The sequence below is a fragment of the Arenicella sp. 4NH20-0111 genome (assembly GCF_040366405.1).
GTDB lineage: Bacteria > Pseudomonadota > Gammaproteobacteria > Arenicellales > Arenicellaceae > Arenicella.
In genome coordinates, this window is the sequence record NZ_BAABWF010000002.1 from 99886 (window position 1) to 120442 (window position 20557).

A 20557-nucleotide genomic window follows, 5' to 3' on the forward strand; every position below is an offset into this window, starting at 1 on the left:
AGGTGGCTCTCAACACAAGCGGCCAACAAAATTACACGGTATGAAATGGTTAACTCCACGGCCATTTCATATTTTTCGTTTACATCATTGATCGGCTGATGCCAGGACTATAGCAATGAGTAACCTAAGTCATAAAAATAATCATAAAGAAAACCAAGCACTGACCACTACTAAGCCAGCGCCCATTCGATTTGTAACAGCGGCGAGCTTATTCGACGGCCATGATGCCTCGATTAATATCATGCGACGCATACTTCAGGCTCAAGGTGTCGAGGTGATTCATCTTGCTCATAATCGTTCGGTAGCTGAAGTAGTGGAAGCTGCCGTGCAAGAAGATGTCCATGGAATCGCCATGAGCTCCTATCAAGGCGGGCATGTTGAATATTTTAAATACATGGTGGACATGCTTAAAGAGAGAGGCGCTGGTCATATTCGTGTCTTTGGCGGCGGTGGCGGGGTGATTGTCCCTGAAGAAATCACCGAACTGCATGACTATGGAGTGGAGCGGATTTATTCGCCTCAAGACGGCATGGAATTGGGTTTGGTGGGCATGATTCAAGACATGATAGGTCGCTGTGATACCAAGCGTTCAGGAGGCGCGTCGCCTGAAGAGTTGTTGAGCCAAGACACTAACCGTTTTGCCCTGGCTCAGTTAATCAGTCAGATAGAAGAATCTCAGTTAAGTGCGACTCAGATTAAAGAAATGAGCCTGGCCGCCGATAAGTCAGTACCCGTTCTGGGAATTACCGGTACGGGCGGAGCAGGTAAGTCATCATTAACGGACGAGATAATTCGCCGATTTAGGGTAGATAGCCAGAGCCAGGCTAAGATTGCTGTCATAGCGATCGATCCAACCAGAAGAAAGACGGGTGGCGCTCTTTTGGGTGATCGCATTCGTATGAATGCTATTTATCACGACAGCATTTACATGAGATCGATCGCAACGCGTGACGCCAGCGGTGAAGTACCATCTTACATGGCGACTGTCATTGACGCTGTACGCTGCTTCAATTTCGATCTAGTGATTGTTGAAACGCCAGGTATTGGTCAAGGCGATGCGGGAATTGTTCCGTACGTTGATGCGTCAATGTATGTAATGACCCCTGAGTTTGGTGCGCAAAGTCAGTTAGAAAAGATCGACATGCTCGATTTTGCCGATATCGTGGTCATCAACAAATTCGATAGAACGGGAGCGGCTGACGCATTACGTGATGTCGCTAAGCAATTCCAGCGAAATCAAGAAGCCTGGTCTACCAAGCCTGCCGACCTTCCTGTGTTTGGGTCAATTGCTTCCAGGTTTGGTGATGATGGCGTAACGGCGGCTTATCACGGATTGCTCAAGGTGCTGAGAACGAAGGGCTTGCGAGAATGGACGTCTACGTTGCCTGAGCTTGATAATAAGATGCCTTCTGAGAAAACGGCCATTGTGCCGGCGTCACGCAAACGCTACCTTGCAGAGATCTCGGAGGCAGTACGGTTGTATTTGAACCATGCAAACGAACAAGCGACGATTGCCGGGCAAGTAGATGCATTGGAAACAACGCAATCCCTGTTGGCGCAACCTAACGATGATATTGATGACTTGCTTAAGTCAACCTCTAATCGCTTGGACGCTCAGAGCAAACGTTTGTTGGCATCATGGCCGGAAGTTTCTCAGGGGTACCTAGGAGAGCAACGCACTGATACGCTTGCTAATGGCAAGCAAGTCACGACGAGCTTAGTGAGGGAAAGTCTTTCAGGTTCGAAAATCTCGCGCGTCAGTTTACCAAAGTATCAAAATAAAGCGGATTTATTGAAGTGGCTAAGAAGAGAGAATTTACCGGGCTTCTATCCTTTTACAGCGGGTGTATTTCCTTTTAAGCGTGAAGGAGAAGATCCTGCCAGAATGTTTGCTGGGGAAGGAGATCCAGAGAGAACTAATCGCAGGTTTAAGCGATTGTCCGAGTACTCTCCGGCAAAACGTTTGTCCACGGCATTTGATTCAGTGACACTGTATGGCTTCGATCCCGCGGAAAGGCCAGACATTTACGGAAAAATAGGCAATTCTGGAGTGTCAGTTGCGACTCTGGATGACATGAAACAATTATTTGATGGCTTCGACCTGTGTGCGCCAAGTACCTCGGTGTCGATGACCATCAATGGGCCAGCTCCAGCCATACTAGCGATGTTCTTAAATACTGCGATAGAACAGCAAGAAGCTCAGTTTGTTGAAAAAAACGGCCGTGAACCCAATAGCCAAGAAGCCAACGAAATTAAGGAATACGCTTTAAAAACGGTTCGCGGAACGGTTCAGGCGGATATTCTTAAAGAGGATCAAGGTCAAAATACGTGTATATTTTCGACTGAATTCAGTTTACGAATGATGGGAGACATACAGCAGTATTTTATTGACCAACAAGTTCGGAACTTCTACTCAGTGTCTATTTCGGGTTATCACATCGCTGAGGCTGGCGCTAATCCGATCAGTCAATTGGCGTTTACGCTCGCCAACGGATTTACCTTTGTGGAAACGTACTTGGCGCGTGGCATGCATATCGATGATTTCGCGCATAACCTGAGTTTCTTTTTCTCTAATGGCATGGACCCCGAATACACTGTAATTGGTCGCGTAGCACGCAGAATCTGGGCAATAACCATGAAGGAAAAATATGGGGCCAATGAGCGTAGCCAAAAGCTTAAGTATCATATTCAGACATCGGGTCGTTCACTGCATGCTCAAGAAATGCAGTTCAATGATATTAGGACTACGTTACAAGCATTGTTGGCAATTAACGATAACTGTAATAGTCTGCATACCAACGCTTATGATGAAGCCATTACAACGCCAACCGAAGAGTCTGTTCGACGAGCTCTTGCAATTCAATTAATTATTAATCGCGAGTTTGGGTTGGCTAAAAACGAAAACCCGGCTCAGGGCGCATTTATCACGGATGAGTTAACTGACCTGGTTGAGGAAGCGGTCTTGCGTGAATTTGAGAGAATTTCTGACCGAGGGGGTGTATTAGGTGCAATGGAAACGGGATATCAACGAGGGAAAATTCAGGAAGAATCGATGAAATACGAATCTATGAAACACGATGGTTCGTATCCTCTGATCGGCGTGAATACTTTTTTACCGGAGCAGGAAGAAGAAGTCGAAACAATCGAGTTAGCACGATCAACTGATGAAGAGAAACAAAGTCAAATTGCCCGTTTGCGCGATTTCCAATCACGCCATGAAGAAGACGCTTTGAAAGCGATTGAAATGTTAAAACAAACCGTGATGGATGGCGGCAATGGTTTTGCAGCGCTAATGGAAGCCGTGAAATACTGTTCGTTGGGTCAGCTGACCGACGCTTTCTTTGAGGTCGGTGGTCAATATCGACGCAGCACGTAGTTTTTTGTTAGCATGATTTTCAATCTACCAACCCTAGTACTGAGAGCCCAAGAATGAAGCCAAGCGTGGTCGATAAACGTAACGAAAATAAAGAGCCAGTGGATCAATTAAGTTGGCCTATTCCTGTTCTTCGAGAAAACGAACATTATTATATGGAAAACGGCTTCATGGTGTTCACCGAGCTATATCATCAAGCTAGAGGGCGATGTTGTGGGAATGCCTGTCGGCATTGCCCGTTTGAACATGTTAATGTGCGAAAAAAGTAATCCTGCGAGAAGAGAACGATGACGATGACACCAACCCCAGATTTATGTGATGCGTATTTAGACGATAACAAAAAGAACGTTCGCGTTTTAGATCCTGTCTTCAATAGTTATGGAGGCTTGCAAGCTTTTTCTGGACAGGCAGTGACGGTGAAGTGCTTTGAAGACAACTCCGTCGTGAAAGAGTTGGTTAGCACTCCCGGCGAGGGTCGGGTCATCGTTATGGATGGCGGTGGATCATTAAGGCGAGCTATATTAGGTGACATGCTGGCAGAAAAAGCGGCTAGAAATGGGTGGGCAGGACTGGTGATCAATGGATGTATTCGAGATGTGGACGAAATTGGCAAAACTCAATTGGGAGTGAAAGCCTTGAACGTCCATCCCGTTAAAACAGACAAGAGAGGCATAGGTGACAAGGACGTGCCTGTGCAGATGGCGGGTCATATTATTTACCCCGGAGAATGGATTTACGCTGATAATAATGGCGTCATTGTCGCAAGTCAGGCTCTTGAGTCCGATTGATAAGAATGACGTCGATTTCACTATCGAGCTTTCCAAATTAATCCACATTCGTAGATAAAGAATCACGAACTGATTGCTAGGACCCTAAAATGAGAGACTGTTTGAGAGACAAAATAGTGGCTGTGTGTCGCTCAAAAATGGATAAGAAGGGGGATGATGTTGGGCTCTCTTTTTATGCTTTTTTCGCCAATAAAAATGATGACCCTGAGATGCTGATGGAAGCAGCTACGTGGTGGATTAAAACTCATGAATTAGATCATTTTGAAAAGGCTCGAAAAATTAAGGAAATGGTAGAGCAGGGGCTATGAAGCCCAGCAACTGAGTTTCCCCACCTGATTAGACCGTTCAAAGACCTTTATCGGCTCGAACTGATGCTCAATAGTGTGGGCGTAAGCCGTGACTCGGATACTGTTCTTGACGTTACACTTCTCTTTTTAAAGTCGTATTTTCACTCTGCTAAGAGTGTTGAATTGGAGTACACAGCACTCCACCACTCGACGAAATTGCCATAATTGAATCTTGGAAAGGAGTTCCTAAATCGCATTTTCAATGCGACTTTCAGTAAGAAATCCGCAGTAATTCCCGTAAAACACATCATATTTCTTATATATTATCTTATATATAAGCTAAAAACGCTTTTGTACTGTTTACTAAACATGACAGAGTGTCTATATTATTTTCGGTGTCATTTTTTGGCACGTCTACTTTCCACCAAAATAAACATCAGATTTAAGGAGTCTAATTACGGAAACACAGTAGTACAGCAGTAGAAGTTTTATGTAGTACATCGACAGAAGTTACTTGTATAAAAATAGCGAATAAAAAAAATAGGATTAATAACTATGAAAAATACCGCATTAAAAAAAGTCTCAGTAGTTGCATTTACATTTCTTTTCTCAGTTACCGCCCTTGCTGGCGGCGGCGGTGGTGATGGCGGCGGTGATAACAGCGGCGATTTACCATTTCCGGATACGTGCACTGCGAATTGTGGTTATGAACTTGGCCCTAATCCAAGTCTTGCCTTCGTACAAGCGAATCGTGGCCCTCAACCCTATACAACAACCAATGTTTCAAGCTCAGTCGATGGATTCGGCGGCGGAACAATTTATTACCCTACAAACATCTCGCAGGAGATGGCGGCAATTTCGATAGCCCCAGGTTTTACCAATACCCAGTCTGCTATTCAGTGGTGGGGGCCAGTTTTGGCTTCTCATGGGTTTGTTGTAATCACCATAGATACAAATGGACGCTTTGATCAGCCAGCAAGTCGCAGTCGTCAGCTCGACAGTGCACTTAACTATTTGATCTCGCAAAGCGATAGCTCCAGCAGCCCGATCTCTGGGTTAGTGGATGAAAACCGCTTGGCGACTATGGGCTTTTCTATGGGCGGTGGCGGATCATTGCAGAGTGCATCCAGAAATCGTTTGAGTGCGGCAGTGCCGTTGGCGCCTTGGAATACTGGCAGCAATAATTTTAATCAAATTAATGTGCCTACCATGATTCTGGCTTGCGAGAACGACGGTACAGCCTCGGTAAACTCTCACGCGAGTCCGTTTTATAACTCCATTCCGAGTAGCACCGACAAGGTCTACCTGGAAATAAACGGCGGTTCGCATAATTGCTCAACGGGTCAAAGCACCAGCAATAACGTCGTTTTGTCTACCTACGGAGTATCTTGGATGAAACGTTTTCTTGATAAAGACGCTCGTTATAACCAGTTTCTTTGTGGCCCTAACCACGAAGCAAACAGTCGTATTTCCGAGTTTCGAGATACCTGCTCATTTTAGGTTAAGCCTATTCACCACAAGAGTCTGAGGTTAAGATTGTTAGCCCTAACATGCTGATATAATTAACCTTTGAGTGAGGGGTTCGGCTATTTCGAACCCTTCGCTTTATTCAGTTCACACCTTTGCTCGTGTTTGATCGCCGACCGATGTAAAGGCCTGTAATATAGAATAATAAAAGAGCAACCCAACTCATGAGCAATCGACTTACCTTCGCAATTGTTGTTATCTGCGTAATAGCCGCCGCGGTTTTTTACCTCACAAATAGATCAAATTCGGATTCAGACGAAGAATTCGAGCTGCAAGCCAAGCCCTCGCAAACGCAACCTGCAGCGCGAATCTCGCCGGAGAATCGAAGCACGCTAACCTCGAAATCAACGGAGCAACCTACGCAAACTCTATCAAGCCAATGGCAATGGAAGGGTGAGTCAGAATCGGCAACGGATGTCGATCGGTTAGACAGCGAGGATCTGTTGCCGTTTACTGAACAATCGGTGCACGATGCATTACAAGTAGTGAAAGTGGATGAGAATGGCGACGTTGTGTTGGATCACGATGCATTAATTTCACTCGATGAGGCGTTGGAGCGGATACACAATAAGCTTGATCCTGAATCATTGATGGAGCTGCAAGATTTAATCAGAGACGCGTTACCCGGTAAAACCGGCGAGCAGACAGCCTCGTTGGTTGGTGATTATCATCAGTTTTTGCAAGCGAAGGAACAATTTGATCAGATGCATGCCATGCCAGCGACCTACGACAACCAACCATCGGTGGCATCGATAGAGAGTGATCAACGCTTGTATCAGGAACTTCAAAATCTGCGAGAATTGCATTTAGGCACCGACGTTGCCCAACGTTTGTTCCATGATTCGGATGTGAACGCTGACTTTATGTTTGAGAGCATTAAACTGGGTCTGGACACCTCATTAAGCCCAGAAGAAATTGTCGCTCGCCGCCAGTCGATAGAAGCTCAACGTCGAGAGAGAATGGGCGAAGGCACCGTGGAACTCACTCCTTCTGATTCGGAGGAAACAAGTCAGCCTTCAACAAATCCAAATCTATAACAAGTTGGTTTTGCTTAGACAACGTTTGAATCAGACGTTAGTCGCCATTACGCTAATTCTGGCGGCGTGGGCGCATTATAATACTCATCAGGAAGTAGCGGGCGGGGCTGGTTCTCTGGGGGAACCCTTTAAGTCTGTTTGGGTTGAGCCTGTGGTGACGTTAGACTCCATTAGACGGATGCCGATTAATCGTGAAACTTGGGCGGTCAATTTTTTGCCAATTGAACGGATCGTGCTTCGGTTTGGCATGCGCCACCAAGATGAGGTGCCGATTGATTTGAGTACTCACGGAATGCTTGAACAGGTCTATAATACCGTTCAGGGAGAATTAGACCAAAAGAATCATCAACGTATGTTGTTTCTCGTTAGGAAGTCTCTGCCCGACGCTAGAGGCAAGGTCATTGCGCAGTTGATTGAAAGATATTTCATGTACAAGCAAGAACAGACTCTGAGATTACGAGAGTATCATCAAGGAAGTCCGGAGGATCAGAGGCTATTTCTGTTATCCAGCCTAACGAACATTCAAGAGCTTCAAGAACGTCATTTTGGGAATGAGGTCGCAACTGCTTTGTTCGCTCAAAGCAATATTACATATCATTTTTTGATGCAATCTCGGTATGTTGGTATGCAACAAGAACTGAGTCAAGGTCAGAAGGCCGATAGACGAAAAGCACTTCAAGTCAAATATAAACGTGCTTTAGCCGACTTAAAAGCCAACTGAATACTTGTTTGAATGATGTCAAAATCGAGAAGAGAAAGTGTGCTGACAGCGATAAATCAACTGGCATTGGTGGTCGTGTTTGCGGCTACTTTGTCTCTAACGTTTTTAGACCATGATTTTTTTGCATTGGCTTGGGTAGCATTCGTTCCGTTACTGATCGCTGTTGACTCAATTTCGGTTTTTCGAACCTATGCGTTAGGCCTGTTAGCCGGTTTTGTCTTATTTGCATTAGGGTCTTATTGGGTTGCTGACTTTGTAAGCCTTTCAAAAGGGTTTACAGGTCTTACCAGTGTTGCGCTTGCGGGCGCATCCTGGATATACAGCGCTCATTTGATCGCGTTCATTCTATTGGCCTATCGGTGGTTGAAAGAACATTCAAAGCTGCATGAATTTGTTCTCTTTCCTGCCGTGTTTGTCGGGTTCACTGCTTGGTTTCCAATGCTGTTTTTGTTTCAAATTGGCGAGACTCAGGTGAAGTTTACGATCGCTCTACAAGGGCTTGATCTGGTGGGCGTAGCGGGTCTTAACGCCTTGATCGCTTTGAGTAATGTCGTTTTTTTTAGGCTGTGCAAGTCACGCTTTCGAAAGCGCACTTTGCTCTGGCGAGATAGAGCCACATCCATTCCTTTTTTTGTGTCGTTTTTAGTGCTGGCGCTATGGTTCGTCTACGGCGCTATTCAATTGAATAATTGGGAGCAGGAAAGCTCCAGCTGGAGCACGGTTAAAGTCGGATTGGTGCAACCAAATGAATCTCCTAGATTGGGAAAGCGATCGACCTATTCTGGGTATGGTGATGCCTATCCACCAGAGATGGATATGACGGAACGCCTCAGACATTCTGGCGCTGAAGTTATTGTGTGGCCAGAGGGTCAAGCTAAGAATTATTTGAACCATTCCGGTGTCCGCACAGCGTACTTGAGAAACGTAACCAAACTAGGCGTTGATCTCATTTTTCAAGATACTCAGCGTACAAAAGATAAGTCAACTGGCCGCATTGTGGCTCAACACAATTCGGCGGTCATGATAAATTCTGCTGGCCAAGAGTCAGGCGTGTATCGAAAGATGAAACTGATTCCATTTGGTGAATACATACCGTTTATAGAGCGCGATTCGTTTTTTCGCCCGTGGGCTGAAGACGTCATTGGTGAATTTTTGAGTGAAATTTCGGCCGGGGAGAGCAACACTGTTTTTGTGACAGAAAAGGTAACCATGTTGCCATTAATTTGCTATGAAACGACGTTTTCACGCTTCGTGGCGAATGCGGTTAATAAGCAGGTTTTGCAGCAGAGAACGGCCAAACCCGGTGTGTTATTAGGCATGTCGAATGATGGGTGGTTCGGAGACACGCATCAACCATTCATTCATATCATGGGCTCTGTATTAAGGTCCGTTGAAAACCGCTTGCCCTTGGTGCATGTAGCCAACAATGGTCCATCAATCGTCGTTAGTCCTAGTGGCAAGGTCTTGTTCAGAACGGCATTTCGGCAATCGGGCGGCTATATTTTTGATGTACCTTTTAATTCTGAAAACGCGGGAACGTTCTACACACGCCACCCTTATCTGATTGAAGTTATGGTCTTTGTTATTTTATTGTTCAGCCTAATGAAAGGCGCAATATCAAGAGTGACAGCAAGAAGCTTTGCACGCTAGCGTTCGATTGAGTAAGAAATCTCTAGTGAGTGTGTGGGCAGTAAAGTAGTAGTGTAATACCGCTTTAAGAGTACGTCATGGCACTAGGGATACCTTATGGTGACTATGTTCTATCACTTTGTCTTCACTAAGCCACCAGGGTAACCACTCTTGCTTAATCCAGCTATTAAGTTGGGATTTAAAGTGGGGGTGAAATTGCCTTGCAGAATTGCCGCCGGAGACGACCGCCATTATTTTTTCATTGTCGTTCATATCCGCAACCATTCTCATACTACTAAACCATTGGCTTTCATAGGGGCCTCCGTTAAGTTTGTATTGACCTCGATTTAAGGTTTCCCCCGATCCAGGTACCTCATGGGTACCACCGCCTAACCAATCAGTGGCAAACCCATCCTGCTTGAGTGGGCTTACAAATGTGACGGTATGAAATTTTCCCCATTTCCACTTATTTGTGTTGCTGCCAAACATCTCGGTGAGTTCAGCATGCGTGCGCCGGGCTGCGAGAACAATTAAATCATTTCGCGTTTCGATTCTTTCAGTGCTTGGTATGTCAAACAGGGCTGACTCCAAGGAGTTTAGAATTTGGTCCGTCCGTTGCAGCCAATAGTATCGATTGTTTAACAGCGTTTCGAGTAGATCCTGAGGCAACTTTTCAGTGAACATTTGTCGAATTAGATGTTCGTGCATTAAGTGAAAAACCGTTGCTCCAACAGAGTCGAGGTCGTCTTCAAAATCCCATGCAGACAGAATCTCGGCTAATTCATTAGTATCTGGCTCTAAGTCAAGCGCTGAGATAAAGAGTGGGGTTAAACGCTCACCATGCTTATTTTTTACATCCAGAATAAGAGCCCAGTGATCGTTAGCGCTGAGCTTTTCTCGCGAAGAGATGAACTCTTTAGCACGTTGATATCGGTAGTAGGGACTGAAATGCGTCGAGTAGAAATACGGATAGTTGTCTGGAATGACATCGTGATTAGATGTACCAAGCCATTTTTTGGCAGGGTTCTTTTGTCCAGGCATCTCACGTTTTGGTATGAAGCCTTGCCAGTCCGTGTCTATTGTCGTTGGTTTTGCTATCGCTCCTGATGACCTAATTGGAATCAATCCTGAAGATCTGTGGGCGATACCACCATCTACGTCCGAAAAAACGAAATTGAAATACAGTACGTCAATTTCCTGAATAGCTAGGTCTAAATCTTCGATTGATTTCGCCTCGAGAAACGCACTCACACCGAGGGTCGGACTGGTCACTTCGGAGACGGCCCAACGAAGCGAAATGGGCGTCGGGCTATCAACCTTAAATGCTGGGTGGTCTGAAATAACGGGGCCGCGTTCAGTTGTGCGTATTTTGATTACATGTTCGCGAAAACCACCGTCTGCTTCCTCATCTTTAATCAAAATGAGCTCCGTTCTTACTTGAAAGGCGACGGTTTTCTCGCCATCGATATATCGAGCGGAGTCTAGTTGGTCGACGTCTTCTATGTACAGGTCTTGACTGTCTCCGTAAGCATTGGTGACACCAAAAGAAACGAATTGATTACGACCGGTTAGAATCCCAGGGAGGCCGGGTATACTGGCCCCAACGGCTTTAATATCTGGAGTAAACAGGCCGATGGGGTACCAAGGCCCAGGGAGAATACGCGCATCTAAATGAGGATCGTTCGATAGTATTGGGCGTGTGCCCACTGACTTTTCCGGTGCCGTGACCCAATTGTTAGAACCCATTTCAGGGATGCTAGTAGGTATCCTAAAAACACCCTCAATGACGTTTCTTTCAGGTCTGATTGATACCTGCAAAGATCGCTCGGTCGCGGAAATGACGGCTTTTTCGCGGTCAGGATTAATATTCAGTGGCTGTAGCTGTTGAGCCAATGATTGACCCAAAGCAGTATTGAGTTTTAAGTCTAATATTTCGTCGTCGTAGTTCTTGCTGTGAACGAAGCCGATGTAGTGTTGGATGGCGACCAGGTCGCTGACCTTAAGCGGTCTCGGTTCTATCTTTAAAAGAGACAGCTCAATAGGATATTCCGACTTTCGCGTTGAAATGTAAGCGTTGTAACCATCAACGTACCATTTTAAATATTCGCGTTCGTCCTTGTCTAAGAATGACGCGTGTCGCTTGGCGTTGCCAGCAAGGTTAACAACGCGCATTTTCACATCCGAATTTAGCCCAGAGTCCCCGATTAAGCTTGCGAGTCTGCCTTCGATTAACGCTCGATATAGCTCCACTTGAAATAACCGGTCCTGCGCGATCAAAAACCCTTGGGTTCGAATCAAGTCTGCTTTATTCGTCGCGAAAACGTATGTAATACCGTGTTCATCGCGATGCACAGTCACAGGGGCGTCAAGAATGCTTAATGATATTTCACCATCAAGTTGAGTTCCATTTTTATCGATGAGATACAAAAGTACGCCAGCCAATCCCATGGCCAGCATAATGACGCTAACAGTCAATATTTTTTTCATAATGCGACTTTGTTGTTGAATGAATTGATGAGGAGTGCCGTTGACTTAGCGAGGAGCTTCAATTGAACATCGACGTTGATGTCATGAGAGTCTGATAATCGAGATAGAGATAGGCCTCTCAAGCCGGAGGACAGAAGTGTGATTATTGAGCTGGCTTGGTCGCTGGTGAGGTTTTCTTCCGAAAATAAAGCCATCAACCTGCTTTCAGATAGACGGCGAGCTTCGTCAAAAAATTGATGAATAGAGCTTTGCAGAGTATCACTTTGTTTTACCGATAGAAGTATTTTCCACACCACGGGGTAGTGCTTAGCTCCGTAGTATTCCCACATAGTATCGATTATTACCTGACATTTTACAGCGAGTGATTTGTCTGACATCGAATGAGGTAGTTGGTAAGGGGATTTTGGAAAAGTACGTTGGGTGATTACCGCGTGAAGTAACTCAGTTTTAGATGGATAGTGATGTTGCACTGCACCAGTGGTGAACCCCGCTGTCTTTGCGACAGAGGAAACAGTACAGGCTAGGTAGCCGTCGTCGCAAAGAATCCTAATGGCGGCATCAAGAATTTTATTCTTTGCCGCTTCAGTGCGGTCGCTTTGGGTGCGACGTTTGACTTCAATGTTGATATCTCGTTGCATGCTTTGTAATTTACATTATATGGATAATGTAAATCAAGTGGATTGTGCTGCGAACATCCTACTTAACAATTTGTACGATTGGTTTGTGATCGGGTGCTTCAAATCTTATGATGAGCAAAAAGAGTAGGGCAGTGTAAAAGTATGAATCGAGTTTATTTGAGTATGTTAGTGGTTCTTCTCGGGGGCAGCCTTATTTTGGTCGCTCGCTCAGGTCCCGAGAATGAACAGATAATCATAGCTAAGTCGTTCGTTACTCTTGAGGCGGATTCAGGTAATGTCTCTGCCGTGTTGGTTAAAAAAGGGGTGATTACAGACCTGGGGTCTGTGTCCGAGTTGAAAGCCAAATACCCTTCGGCCGACATCGACAATCGGTTTGTCGATGCCGTGATGGTTCCTGGTTTTATTGACCCACATGTTCATATGATTTTAGGAGCCTTAATATACTCAAGACCATTTTTGCCACCTTGGGATATGCAAACCCCAAATGGGGTTGTCAAAGGTCTCTTGAGTAAAGACGCTTTTATGTCGAGATTGCGCCAAATTGAGTCTCAACAGCAGGATGATTCACCGCTCATTGTGTATGGCTACCACAACTTGATTCATGGGGAGATTGACCGAGATGATCTAGACACTATTTCAGCGACACGGTCCATATTTGTTTGGCATTATTCAGTCCATGATTTTTATTTGAATTCGGCGGCCATAAACTCAGTTGGGGTTAAAGCCAGTTGGGCGGAAAAAATGCAAGGCGTTGGGTTGGACGAACGTGGTCGCTTGACTGGGCGTTTGTACGAAGAGGCGTCAAAATCACTTTTTACTAAATTAGCTTTTGAGCTATTTACTCCTTCTAACGTTGCGGAAGGTTTCGATGGCTATGAAGGAATGCTGGCACGTGCTGGAGTGACCAGTGTCGCGGAATTAGGCTACGGGCTATTCGGGAAGCGCTTAGAAGATTTATATTATTGGTTAGAATACACAAAAGACGACCCTTATCATCTCTACTTAGTTCCAGAGTTTCGAGAATTTAATCAGCGCTACGATGACGCGGTTGCTGAAATTATCTCCCTGTCGGAAGCTAAATTTGAGCGGGGTGTCCCGAAGGTGTTACCTCAGGTAAAATTTTTTGTTGACGGCGCCTTTTACTCTCAAACAATGCGGCTGTCTTCGCCAGGGTATTTGTCCGGTCAGTCTGTAGGATTGAACGGAGAGTGGGCGACTCAGCCTAACCTCTTATTCGATCAAATGAAACCCTACTGGGATGGTGGTTTAGACCTTAGAATTCATTCAAATGGAGATTCGGCGCAAGTTGAGACATTGCGAGTAATGAAAGCGTTGAGTGATCATGCTAGGCAACCAGGTCAGAGATTTATTGTTGAGCACGCGGCTTTGTTAAATGAACCCTCCTTGGAGAAAATCAGAGATCTGGGTGGCGGCGTTTCCGCGGCCAGTCATTATGTTCATTACATGGGATATGAGTACCAGTCCGTCATCGGAGAAAAAGTGAAAAATTTGACTCCGATGGCGTCGGTGAGTAGGCATAACATTCCCGGGTCTTTGCATTCTGATGCTCCATTAGCGCCTGCGTTTCCACTGCAAGCCGCCGCTGTTCATTTATCTCGTTCCACGAAGGAAGGTGGTGTATCCACCCCGAGTGAGACTTTAACGCGATTGGAAGCACTGAGGTCAATTACCATTAATGCCGCTTGGGCACTGGGATTAGAAAACGAAATCGGTTCCATAAAAGTGGGTAAAAGGGCCAATTTCACTATTCTAAAAGAAAATCCATTAGAGACTGATGCCTCAAGGTGGGCAGATATCCCTGTCGTTGGCGTTATTCTGGATGGAAATGCCTCGCTCTCGCAAGGCGAGTAAGCTAATCGCTATGCACAGTGTTAGTTTTGCGGCTCCGAGGAAGAACGCGTGAAAGTGGCCGTATCAACCCAGTTCGGCCCACTGTAGCTCGCCGTCAGGGAGCTGCCGGTATTGACCCAGAATTTGGTTCTGTTGAACATATACCTAGGTTGATATTCCGGCGCGTACTTCGCTAAGCTGAAATCGCCAATGGATCTCGGGCGGCGCTTGCTAGTAGCCTCGAGCAAATACTCTTTCTCATCGTAAAATAAAATAACCCAGGCATGTCCGCCAGAAGGGATTTTACCGATGGCGACGCGAGCATCGTAACCCATCGCTATTAACCAATCGGCGAGTAAAATGGCGTGATCTTCACAATCCCCATGACTGTATAGATAAGCTTGTTGCGAGTTTTGCCATACATCTTTCCAAGCGAGACCATGTTGATCGTGATCGAATTGGTAGGTCTTTTTGAGTGCGAGGGTAACCAGTGGCTGCCATACTTTGTCTGTTTTGTAAGGTTCAAAGCCGATCAAATAGCTGTTGGCAAAATGGTGATTACGATCAATCCCAAGAGCCGCGTAAGCGAAGGCGTTGCCGGCTCTGTCCTGCCATATGAAATTCCCTGTTTTTCCAGAGCCAGGGATGTGTGATATCGCCAGGCTTAAGTCTCGACTGTGGAACTCTTCATTGTCGTAAGTGCTAAGTAGGAAACCCTGTTGAAGAGATTGTTGCGCTTGTGAGAGGGTTGTCAGTTGTTGTTCGTTTTCGTTGGCTTTTAGTGCAGTATTTTCTACTTGATCTACAGAGATGGTCCAGAGCCATATCATGGTACTCATGTAGGCAAGGGTGATTATCAGGGCCGCTCTTAACAACATACTACCGGAGGATTCTCAGAGCTGACTATCTGAAATTTGATTAGCCTTTTAGACCAAAAGACACTATCAGAGCGACAAATATAAGGATGGTGGAAGCGAAAACGGCAACCGCCATGTTGCCGTTCTGAAGTTGCTTCTGTATATCGACGTCTTTTAACAGAACATTGTCTACGATCTTGAGAGCAATCACGCCAATCAATAGCGCGAATAGTGTGTATATCAAGTTGATACCAAGCTGTATCAGAGTAGATAAGAAAAACTGTGCTTCCATGGTCTTAGAGTCGAAGGTTGATTAATGGACTATAAAATAATCGTGGACTATCTGAGCGCGGTCAGTATCTGCTGGGTCATTCGCTCAGAGGTGATGAAATTCCAACTGTAGGCAGCATAAGGTTTCAGTGGGTTTGCTGCAAGAATTTCCTCATCGGTTTTACCAGCTTCAACTAATGCTTTAACGGCAGTGTAGGTCCCCTTTAACATTTCTATGGTGTCGGCCACATCTTTTTTAGACGCTAACGGGCCATGCCCAGGAATTATTTTGGTCTTCTCATCTGACATGTCATGAATGCTCTGAAGTGCCGCTAAGACGCCGTTAAAACTACCGCCATTACCGCTGTCAATATATGGGAATAATCCATTAAACATAATATCGCCAGTGTGAATCACATTTGCATTTTTGAAGTATACGACAGCATCACCGTCGGTGTGTGCCGCGGCGAAATGCTTTATCTTCGCAGAATCTTGGTTGATATGAATTGTCATTTCGTCTGAAAAAGTAATAACCGGGAGATAATCTTTCGGCGCTTTTTGAGTTTCGCCATTAGCCGTAGTGATCCCTTTTTTAACTAAAGAGCTTCTTAGATTTTGATGGCTAATAACATTTGTCTGTCCGCTTCCATAGGCTTCGTTGTTGCCGATGTGATCGCCGTGCACGTGTGTGTTTATTAAGTAATCAATTGGCTTATCCGTGGTTTTTGCAATTTCAGCGCGCAATATCTCTAATACAGATGGTAAACCATTGTCAATCATTGCAACGCCGTCGTCCCCCAGCGTTAAGCCGATATTACCTCCGGTAAACCCCCCAACCCCAGAAAGCATGTAGACACTGCCCGATACTTGTTCTGTTTTAAACCCTAGTTTCGGTTTTCCGGTCTCGTGCCCATGGGCCAATACTGGACTGTTGTGTAGACAAATCCCAATGGCTAGTGTGATTAGGCTGATTTTTCTCTTTTTGTGTAATGTTTTCATGCTTAGTGCTCTGTTTAGTAGACTTGAATGCTATGGTGTCCTTATGGGAACGGGTAACATACCTGGTTGATTGCTAAATTGAATGAAACTCAACAGTGCTTACATAGTGCTAAAACGCGTGCATAAACTCAAATTATATTTGCTGACAGGTTCAGCGCTAACTTTTCTGTTGTTCAGTACTCAGTCTTTGGCGTTTCGCGTACTGTTTATTGGTAACAGTTTCACGCGTTTATCCATACCGACTTTGCAAGGTATGAAGTCAGTATCTCCGCTGGGTGTCGACGTGTTTGAGTATGAATTTGTCGATGGGAGTAGTTTATCTGATCACGTAAATCGAAAAGAGACAATAGACGCAATTAACAATGGAGCCTGGGATTACGTCGTCTTGCAGGATCACAGTAGACAAACATTAGATAACCACCTGTCATTTGATATCGCTGTTCGCAGCCTAGTGTCAGTGATACGAAAGTCTGGTGCTGAGCCGATACTGTTTGCTACTTGGGCTAGGCTTGAGCAAAGTGGTTACGCACCGCGGCAACTCTCTGTCATTGCTGCTTATCGGTTGATTGGTCGTGAATTGAACGTTTCTGTAGCGGATGTCGGTGGCGTTTGGTTAGCGATGTACAATACTAATCGCAGCGTGTTTAAACGGATGTTTGATGAAGACGGAATACATCAGACTAAATTAGGTGCACAAGCCGTGGGCGCTTCTCTGTATAAGGTTATGTATGATACTGATTTAAGTTGGGCGCCAGGATCACAATCCATTAAATCAGCGGCCTTAGCCCTGAATATTACGCGCTCTGAACACCTGAATTCTTTGACCAACCGCAGAATACCCCCCCAAATGGCCGCTTTGCAGGCGATTCTTTCGCTTTTGAATGAGTAGTGCTACGCATGGCCTGTTATTTCCGTTAGAATTCACGCGCTTTTTATTTAACGAAAGATATCGCAGTGAACAAGTATAAAATTGCCATTTTAGCAGGTGATGGAATCGGCCCAGAAATCATGGTCGAAGGTGTCAAGGTTCTTAAGGTTATTGAAGAACGAAATGATGTGGAGTTTGAACTGGTTGATGCGCCGTTTGGTGCTGGAGCTTGGTTTAGCCACGGGAGTTCTTTTCCAGAGGAAACCAAGGCATTGGTTGATGTTGCTGATGCCGTTGTAAAAGGGCCTATTGGGTTGAATCACGAGGAGTCTAAAAAGATTCCAGTAGATGAACAACCGGAGCGAGGGGCGCTTCTACCCTTGAGAGCTCGCCTTAATACCTATGCCAATTATCGGCCTGTTTCTTTGCCAAAAAGCCTGTCACATTTCTCACCATTGAAGGCTGAGGTAGTCGGTGAAGGTATTGACATGATTATGGTGCGTGAATTGGTCGGAGGCCTGTATTTTGGTGAGAAGGAATCCGGCATAAACGAGAACGGCAAACGCTATGTGAGAGAGGCGTTAGAGTATGATGAAGACCAAATTCGCAATATTCTCGTTAAAGGATTTGATTTGGCGCAATCGCGTAAAAAAGTACTGCACAATATCCATAAGAGTAACGTTCTTAAGTCCAGCGTCTTGTGGAACGAAATTCTTGAAGAAGTGGCCGTCGACTACCCAGACGTTGAAGTACGACATACTCTCGTTGATGCCGCGGCGACGGCGCTATGTTTAAACCCGACGCAGTTTGACGTTATGGTTATGGAAAACATGTTTGGCGATATCTTGAGCGACCAAGGTGGCGGCATTTTAGGTTCATTGGGGTTGATGCCCTCGGCCTGCCTCGGCACCAATGGAAAGGCATATTATGAGCCGTCTCACGGATCAGCACCGGACATTGCAGGGCAGCAGGTGGCAAATCCCTACTCGATGATCGGTTCGATGGCGATGATGCTCGAATACAGTTTTGGAATGGTAGATGAAGCTCGTAATGTTTGGGATGCGATGCAAGCTGTTTTTGCTGATGGATTTTCGACCTCTGATCTATCCAAACCAGGCTCTGGCGTCACCATGCTGTCCACGTCTGAGTTTGGAGATAAAGTGGTTGAGCGTTTGAAGGCATAAGCCAGAATTGACCACAGAGCATTGACCGTAGACTAAGGCCCCAACTCGAATTGAGTTGGGGTTTTTTATTTTCTGTCTTAGATCAATGACGAGCGGCGGAAAATTAACTAGCGGACCATCACAGTGGCAAGGTCAGACTGCGCTCCGACGTCTGATAAATATAATCACCGCGGCAATCAGCATTTGCAGAGCCCCATATAGCAAGATCGTGAAGAGGACCATGTCACCGATCGAATTAGCATTATCCGACGCAGGAAACATCGAGGCTTTGATAAGTACCGCCAAGTTAACGTTCCTTACGATCACTTCCATCTCAATGGCTGTACTGTCTGACTGACTTCTCTTTAGTAGTTTTGCAGTCGCCCATCCGATAACGGCTATTAACACAAGAAAACCCAGTACCAGGAGCATGTTAGTTTCGCCAAAGGCCTTAATATCGAGTCTGCCTGCGCTGCTCGAACCAACAACTATGGCGAGTATTCCGAGTAACGACAGACGAATACTCCAAGTTGATACCCCAGGCGCTATGCTGGGTAGCTTGCGTAGAATGATCATGCCGACAATCAAGGGTAGCAACAATGTCAGTGCAATTTCTCTGATGATTTGCCCTGTAGGCATGGTGAAGGAGTCTGGTAAGTAATCAATAATGAGAAACCCCAGAACCAATGGCGTTGATATTAAGCAAGCCAGTGTGGTAATTGCGGTGATGGATATTGAAAGAGGGATGTTTCCCTTTGCAAAGTACGTAAAGATATTCGATGTGGTGCCACCTGGTATTGCTGCAATCAACGCTAGGCCTATTGCGACGCCTCCCACCAGTCCCAGTGATGATATAAATACAAACGCAACCAAGGGGACAATCAAGAGCTGAATAAGCGTGCCGGTGGTTACTGATCTTGGCTCCTTCAAAACGTCCTTAAAGTCAGCGACGGTAAGTGTCGCACCCATGCCGAGCATGGCGAAGATAAGTTGGAATGCTGCAAACCAGTATTCGTATTGTATGTATAGTTCACTCATGCCTAAAGAAATCCAATTATTTTGTGTTTTAGCGTGGCTGGTCTTTGCAGTATGCGGCAAATTCTAAGTCGCTTAAAGTACTCTTAAACGACGGATATTAGATCGTACCGACGGGTATACTACTCTGCAGCTTCTTCGGGTTCAGGCGTGGCTTCCGTTTGAATTCGATAATCAGGTTGGCGTTATTTATAAGTGTTTGATTTTAAAAGATTAAAAATAGTGAAAAAAGTGAATCCAAACGGATTTTAGTCGCATCTAAGTCAACAAGAGCGATAAAGAAGCTTGTTTGATTTTAACTTACTGGAGAATTGTGATGAAAAACTTGCTAGTTGGGCTTGGCCTGATGCTGGCTTTAGTCAGTGTTGGCCATATTTGGGCCCAAGAAGAAGCCGTGACGGTCAGCGTTGCTGCAAATGGTGACCGTGTTGAATCAAGTGGCGACACCAGAGGCATTAAGGTTGATCTTAATTTTGAGTCTGATGCTGTTAGTGACGAGGAGTCTTTGCAAAAATTAACCACCGTTGTGCGTAAGCTGGCTGGTGATGAGGTCGCTAATGAAGTTGTGATTGAACTCGACGGATTAAGTGAGTCAGAGAAGGCTGAAGTGGCGGAGGCAATCAGAGATGGCTTCAAGTTTAAAAGCGATGAAGTGCCGGGTTGGGTAGGTGCGGTAGCGATTGTGGCGATTGTTCTGTTTTTTAGTGTGGTGATTCTTCTGCCCATTGCTTTCTTTATTAACGGCAGTAGAAAGAGACGTCAGAAAATGGAGTTGATTCAAGTCTATTTAGATTCCGGTCGCGATGTTCCGCCGCAAGTTCTCAGTTCCTATGGTAGTGGTGTTGGCTCTTTCCGAAGTGGTCTTATCTTGACTGGCGCAGGCTTTGGTATTGTTGCTGGCTTCAATGCGGCCGGTGAGCCATCGGTGGGTGCATTAGGTCTAATTCCGTTGTTTATCGGTATCGCTAAGCTTGTTTATTGGTTATTCGAAGAGCGAAAGTACGACAAAACTTAGACGTAATTTCTA

The 20557-nt window shown here is 45.4% G+C and carries 18 protein-coding genes; 12 read left to right on the forward strand and 6 right to left on the reverse strand.

The window, feature by feature from the left end:
* The first annotated feature begins 115 nt into the window (after positions 1–115).
* From icmF to lnt, 8 genes are all read left to right on the forward strand, one after another.
* Complete coding sequence (gene icmF, locus ABWW54_RS04475) at positions 116–3376, forward strand: fused isobutyryl-CoA mutase/GTPase IcmF (RefSeq protein WP_353410581.1); 3261 nt, start codon at positions 116–118, stop codon at positions 3374–3376.
* Positions 3377–3429: 53 nt separating this feature from the next.
* Entirely contained in the window at positions 3430–3642 is a 213-nt protein-coding gene (locus ABWW54_RS04480; RefSeq protein ID WP_353410584.1) for a C1orf53 family protein, read from the forward strand.
* Between the two features lie 24 nt (positions 3643–3666).
* Complete coding sequence (gene rraA / locus ABWW54_RS04485) at positions 3667–4161, forward strand: ribonuclease E activity regulator RraA (RefSeq protein WP_353411594.1); 495 nt, start codon at positions 3667–3669, stop codon at positions 4159–4161.
* 89 nt (positions 4162–4250) lie between these two features.
* A complete protein-coding gene (locus ABWW54_RS04490) occupies positions 4251–4469 on the forward strand; it encodes a DUF6500 family protein (protein ID WP_353410586.1) in 219 nt (72 codons plus the stop codon).
* A 534-nt stretch (positions 4470–5003) separates the two neighbouring features.
* Positions 5004–5948, forward strand: coding sequence for a poly(ethylene terephthalate) hydrolase family protein (locus ABWW54_RS04495; protein WP_353410588.1), 945 nt, complete (start codon positions 5004–5006; stop codon positions 5946–5948).
* A 191-nt stretch (positions 5949–6139) separates the two neighbouring features.
* Entirely contained in the window at positions 6140–7012 is an 873-nt protein-coding gene (locus ABWW54_RS04500; protein ID WP_353410590.1) for a lipase secretion chaperone, read from the forward strand.
* Between the two features lie 25 nt (positions 7013–7037).
* Entirely contained in the window at positions 7038–7733 is a 696-nt protein-coding gene (locus ABWW54_RS04505; protein ID WP_353410591.1) for a hypothetical protein, read from the forward strand.
* A gap of 12 nt (positions 7734–7745) precedes the next feature.
* Entirely contained in the window at positions 7746–9383 is a 1638-nt protein-coding gene (gene lnt, locus ABWW54_RS04510) for an apolipoprotein N-acyltransferase (RefSeq protein ID WP_353410593.1), read from the forward strand.
* A gap of 75 nt (positions 9384–9458) precedes the next feature.
* Here the strand turns inward: lnt and ABWW54_RS04515 are convergent, their stop codons facing one another.
* Entirely contained in the window at positions 9459–11849 is a 2391-nt protein-coding gene (locus ABWW54_RS04515) for a penicillin acylase family protein (protein ID WP_353410595.1), read from the reverse strand.
* Positions 11846–12487 (reverse strand): TetR/AcrR family transcriptional regulator, encoded by a 642-nt coding sequence (locus ABWW54_RS04520; protein WP_353410597.1) that lies wholly within the window; start codon positions 12485–12487, stop codon positions 11846–11848. Before ABWW54_RS04520 ends, ABWW54_RS04515 begins: the two co-directional genes overlap by 4 nt.
* Before the next feature lie 141 nt (positions 12488–12628).
* Between ABWW54_RS04520 and ABWW54_RS04525 the strand changes: the two genes are divergently transcribed.
* On the forward strand, positions 12629–14359 hold the full coding sequence (locus ABWW54_RS04525; protein ID WP_353410599.1) for an amidohydrolase: 1731 nt from the start codon (positions 12629–12631) through the stop codon (positions 14357–14359).
* Positions 14360–14379: 20 nt separating this feature from the next.
* Here ABWW54_RS04525 and ABWW54_RS04530 read toward each other — a convergent pair whose 3' ends face one another.
* The 3 genes from ABWW54_RS04530 to ABWW54_RS04540 form a co-directional block, all read right to left on the reverse strand.
* The gene (locus tag ABWW54_RS04530; protein WP_353410602.1) at positions 14380–15177 is read right to left on the reverse strand and encodes a transglutaminase-like domain-containing protein; all 798 of its coding nucleotides are present in this window, start codon (positions 15175–15177) and stop codon (positions 14380–14382) included.
* 79 nt (positions 15178–15256) lie between these two features.
* Entirely contained in the window at positions 15257–15487 is a 231-nt protein-coding gene (locus tag ABWW54_RS04535; protein ID WP_353410604.1) for a DUF350 domain-containing protein, read from the reverse strand.
* Positions 15488–15534: 47 nt separating this feature from the next.
* On the reverse strand, positions 15535–16464 hold the full coding sequence (locus ABWW54_RS04540; protein WP_353410605.1) for an MBL fold metallo-hydrolase: 930 nt from the start codon (positions 16462–16464) through the stop codon (positions 15535–15537).
* An 82-nt stretch (positions 16465–16546) separates the two neighbouring features.
* Between ABWW54_RS04540 and ABWW54_RS04545 the strand changes: the two genes are divergently transcribed.
* On the forward strand, positions 16547–17353 hold the full coding sequence (locus ABWW54_RS04545; RefSeq protein ID WP_353410606.1) for an SGNH/GDSL hydrolase family protein: 807 nt from the start codon (positions 16547–16549) through the stop codon (positions 17351–17353).
* A gap of 65 nt (positions 17354–17418) precedes the next feature.
* Positions 17419–18516: a 3-isopropylmalate dehydrogenase gene (gene leuB, locus ABWW54_RS04550; RefSeq protein WP_353410608.1), complete on the forward strand. Its 1098-nt coding sequence runs from the start codon at positions 17419–17421 to the stop codon at positions 18514–18516.
* Positions 18517–18648: 132 nt separating this feature from the next.
* Here leuB and ABWW54_RS04555 read toward each other — a convergent pair whose 3' ends face one another.
* Positions 18649–19533, reverse strand: coding sequence for a bile acid:sodium symporter family protein (locus ABWW54_RS04555; protein WP_353410609.1), 885 nt, complete (start codon positions 19531–19533; stop codon positions 18649–18651).
* A 313-nt stretch (positions 19534–19846) separates the two neighbouring features.
* Between ABWW54_RS04555 and ABWW54_RS04560 the strand changes: the two genes are divergently transcribed.
* On the forward strand, positions 19847–20545 hold the full coding sequence (locus ABWW54_RS04560; protein ID WP_353410611.1) for a DUF6249 domain-containing protein: 699 nt from the start codon (positions 19847–19849) through the stop codon (positions 20543–20545).
* Positions 20546–20557 lie beyond the last annotated feature (12 nt).

What these genes read in the sequence shown, in the direction of transcription:
- ABWW54_RS04540 (WP_353410605.1), bottom strand. Translation starts at nt 16,464, where the DNA reads ATGAAAACATTACACAAAAAGAGAAAAATCAGCCTAATCACACTAGCC.
- ABWW54_RS04490 (WP_353410586.1), top strand. Translation starts at nt 4,251, where the DNA reads ATGAGAGACTGTTTGAGAGACAAAATAGTGGCTGTGTGTCGCTCAAAA.
- ABWW54_RS04480 (WP_353410584.1), top strand. Translation starts at nt 3,430, where the DNA reads ATGAAGCCAAGCGTGGTCGATAAACGTAACGAAAATAAAGAGCCAGTG.
- ABWW54_RS04545 (WP_353410606.1), top strand. Translation starts at nt 16,547, where the DNA reads ATGAAACTCAACAGTGCTTACATAGTGCTAAAACGCGTGCATAAACTC.
- ABWW54_RS04560 (WP_353410611.1), top strand. Translation starts at nt 19,847, where the DNA reads ATGAAAAACTTGCTAGTTGGGCTTGGCCTGATGCTGGCTTTAGTCAGT.
- lnt (WP_353410593.1), top strand. Translation starts at nt 7,746, where the DNA reads ATGATGTCAAAATCGAGAAGAGAAAGTGTGCTGACAGCGATAAATCAA.
- ABWW54_RS04530 (WP_353410602.1), bottom strand. Translation starts at nt 15,177, where the DNA reads ATGAGTACCATGATATGGCTCTGGACCATCTCTGTAGATCAAGTAGAA.
- ABWW54_RS04515 (WP_353410595.1), bottom strand. Translation starts at nt 11,849, where the DNA reads ATGAAAAAAATATTGACTGTTAGCGTCATTATGCTGGCCATGGGATTG.
- ABWW54_RS04555 (WP_353410609.1), bottom strand. Translation starts at nt 19,533, where the DNA reads ATGAGTGAACTATACATACAATACGAATACTGGTTTGCAGCATTCCAA.
- ABWW54_RS04495 (WP_353410588.1), top strand. Translation starts at nt 5,004, where the DNA reads ATGAAAAATACCGCATTAAAAAAAGTCTCAGTAGTTGCATTTACATTT.
- ABWW54_RS04500 (WP_353410590.1), top strand. Translation starts at nt 6,140, where the DNA reads ATGAGCAATCGACTTACCTTCGCAATTGTTGTTATCTGCGTAATAGCC.
- icmF (WP_353410581.1), top strand. Translation starts at nt 116, where the DNA reads ATGAGTAACCTAAGTCATAAAAATAATCATAAAGAAAACCAAGCACTG.
- ABWW54_RS04535 (WP_353410604.1), bottom strand. Translation starts at nt 15,487, where the DNA reads ATGGAAGCACAGTTTTTCTTATCTACTCTGATACAGCTTGGTATCAAC.
- ABWW54_RS04520 (WP_353410597.1), bottom strand. Translation starts at nt 12,487, where the DNA reads ATGCAACGAGATATCAACATTGAAGTCAAACGTCGCACCCAAAGCGAC.
- rraA (WP_353411594.1), top strand. Translation starts at nt 3,667, where the DNA reads ATGACACCAACCCCAGATTTATGTGATGCGTATTTAGACGATAACAAA.
- ABWW54_RS04525 (WP_353410599.1), top strand. Translation starts at nt 12,629, where the DNA reads ATGAATCGAGTTTATTTGAGTATGTTAGTGGTTCTTCTCGGGGGCAGC.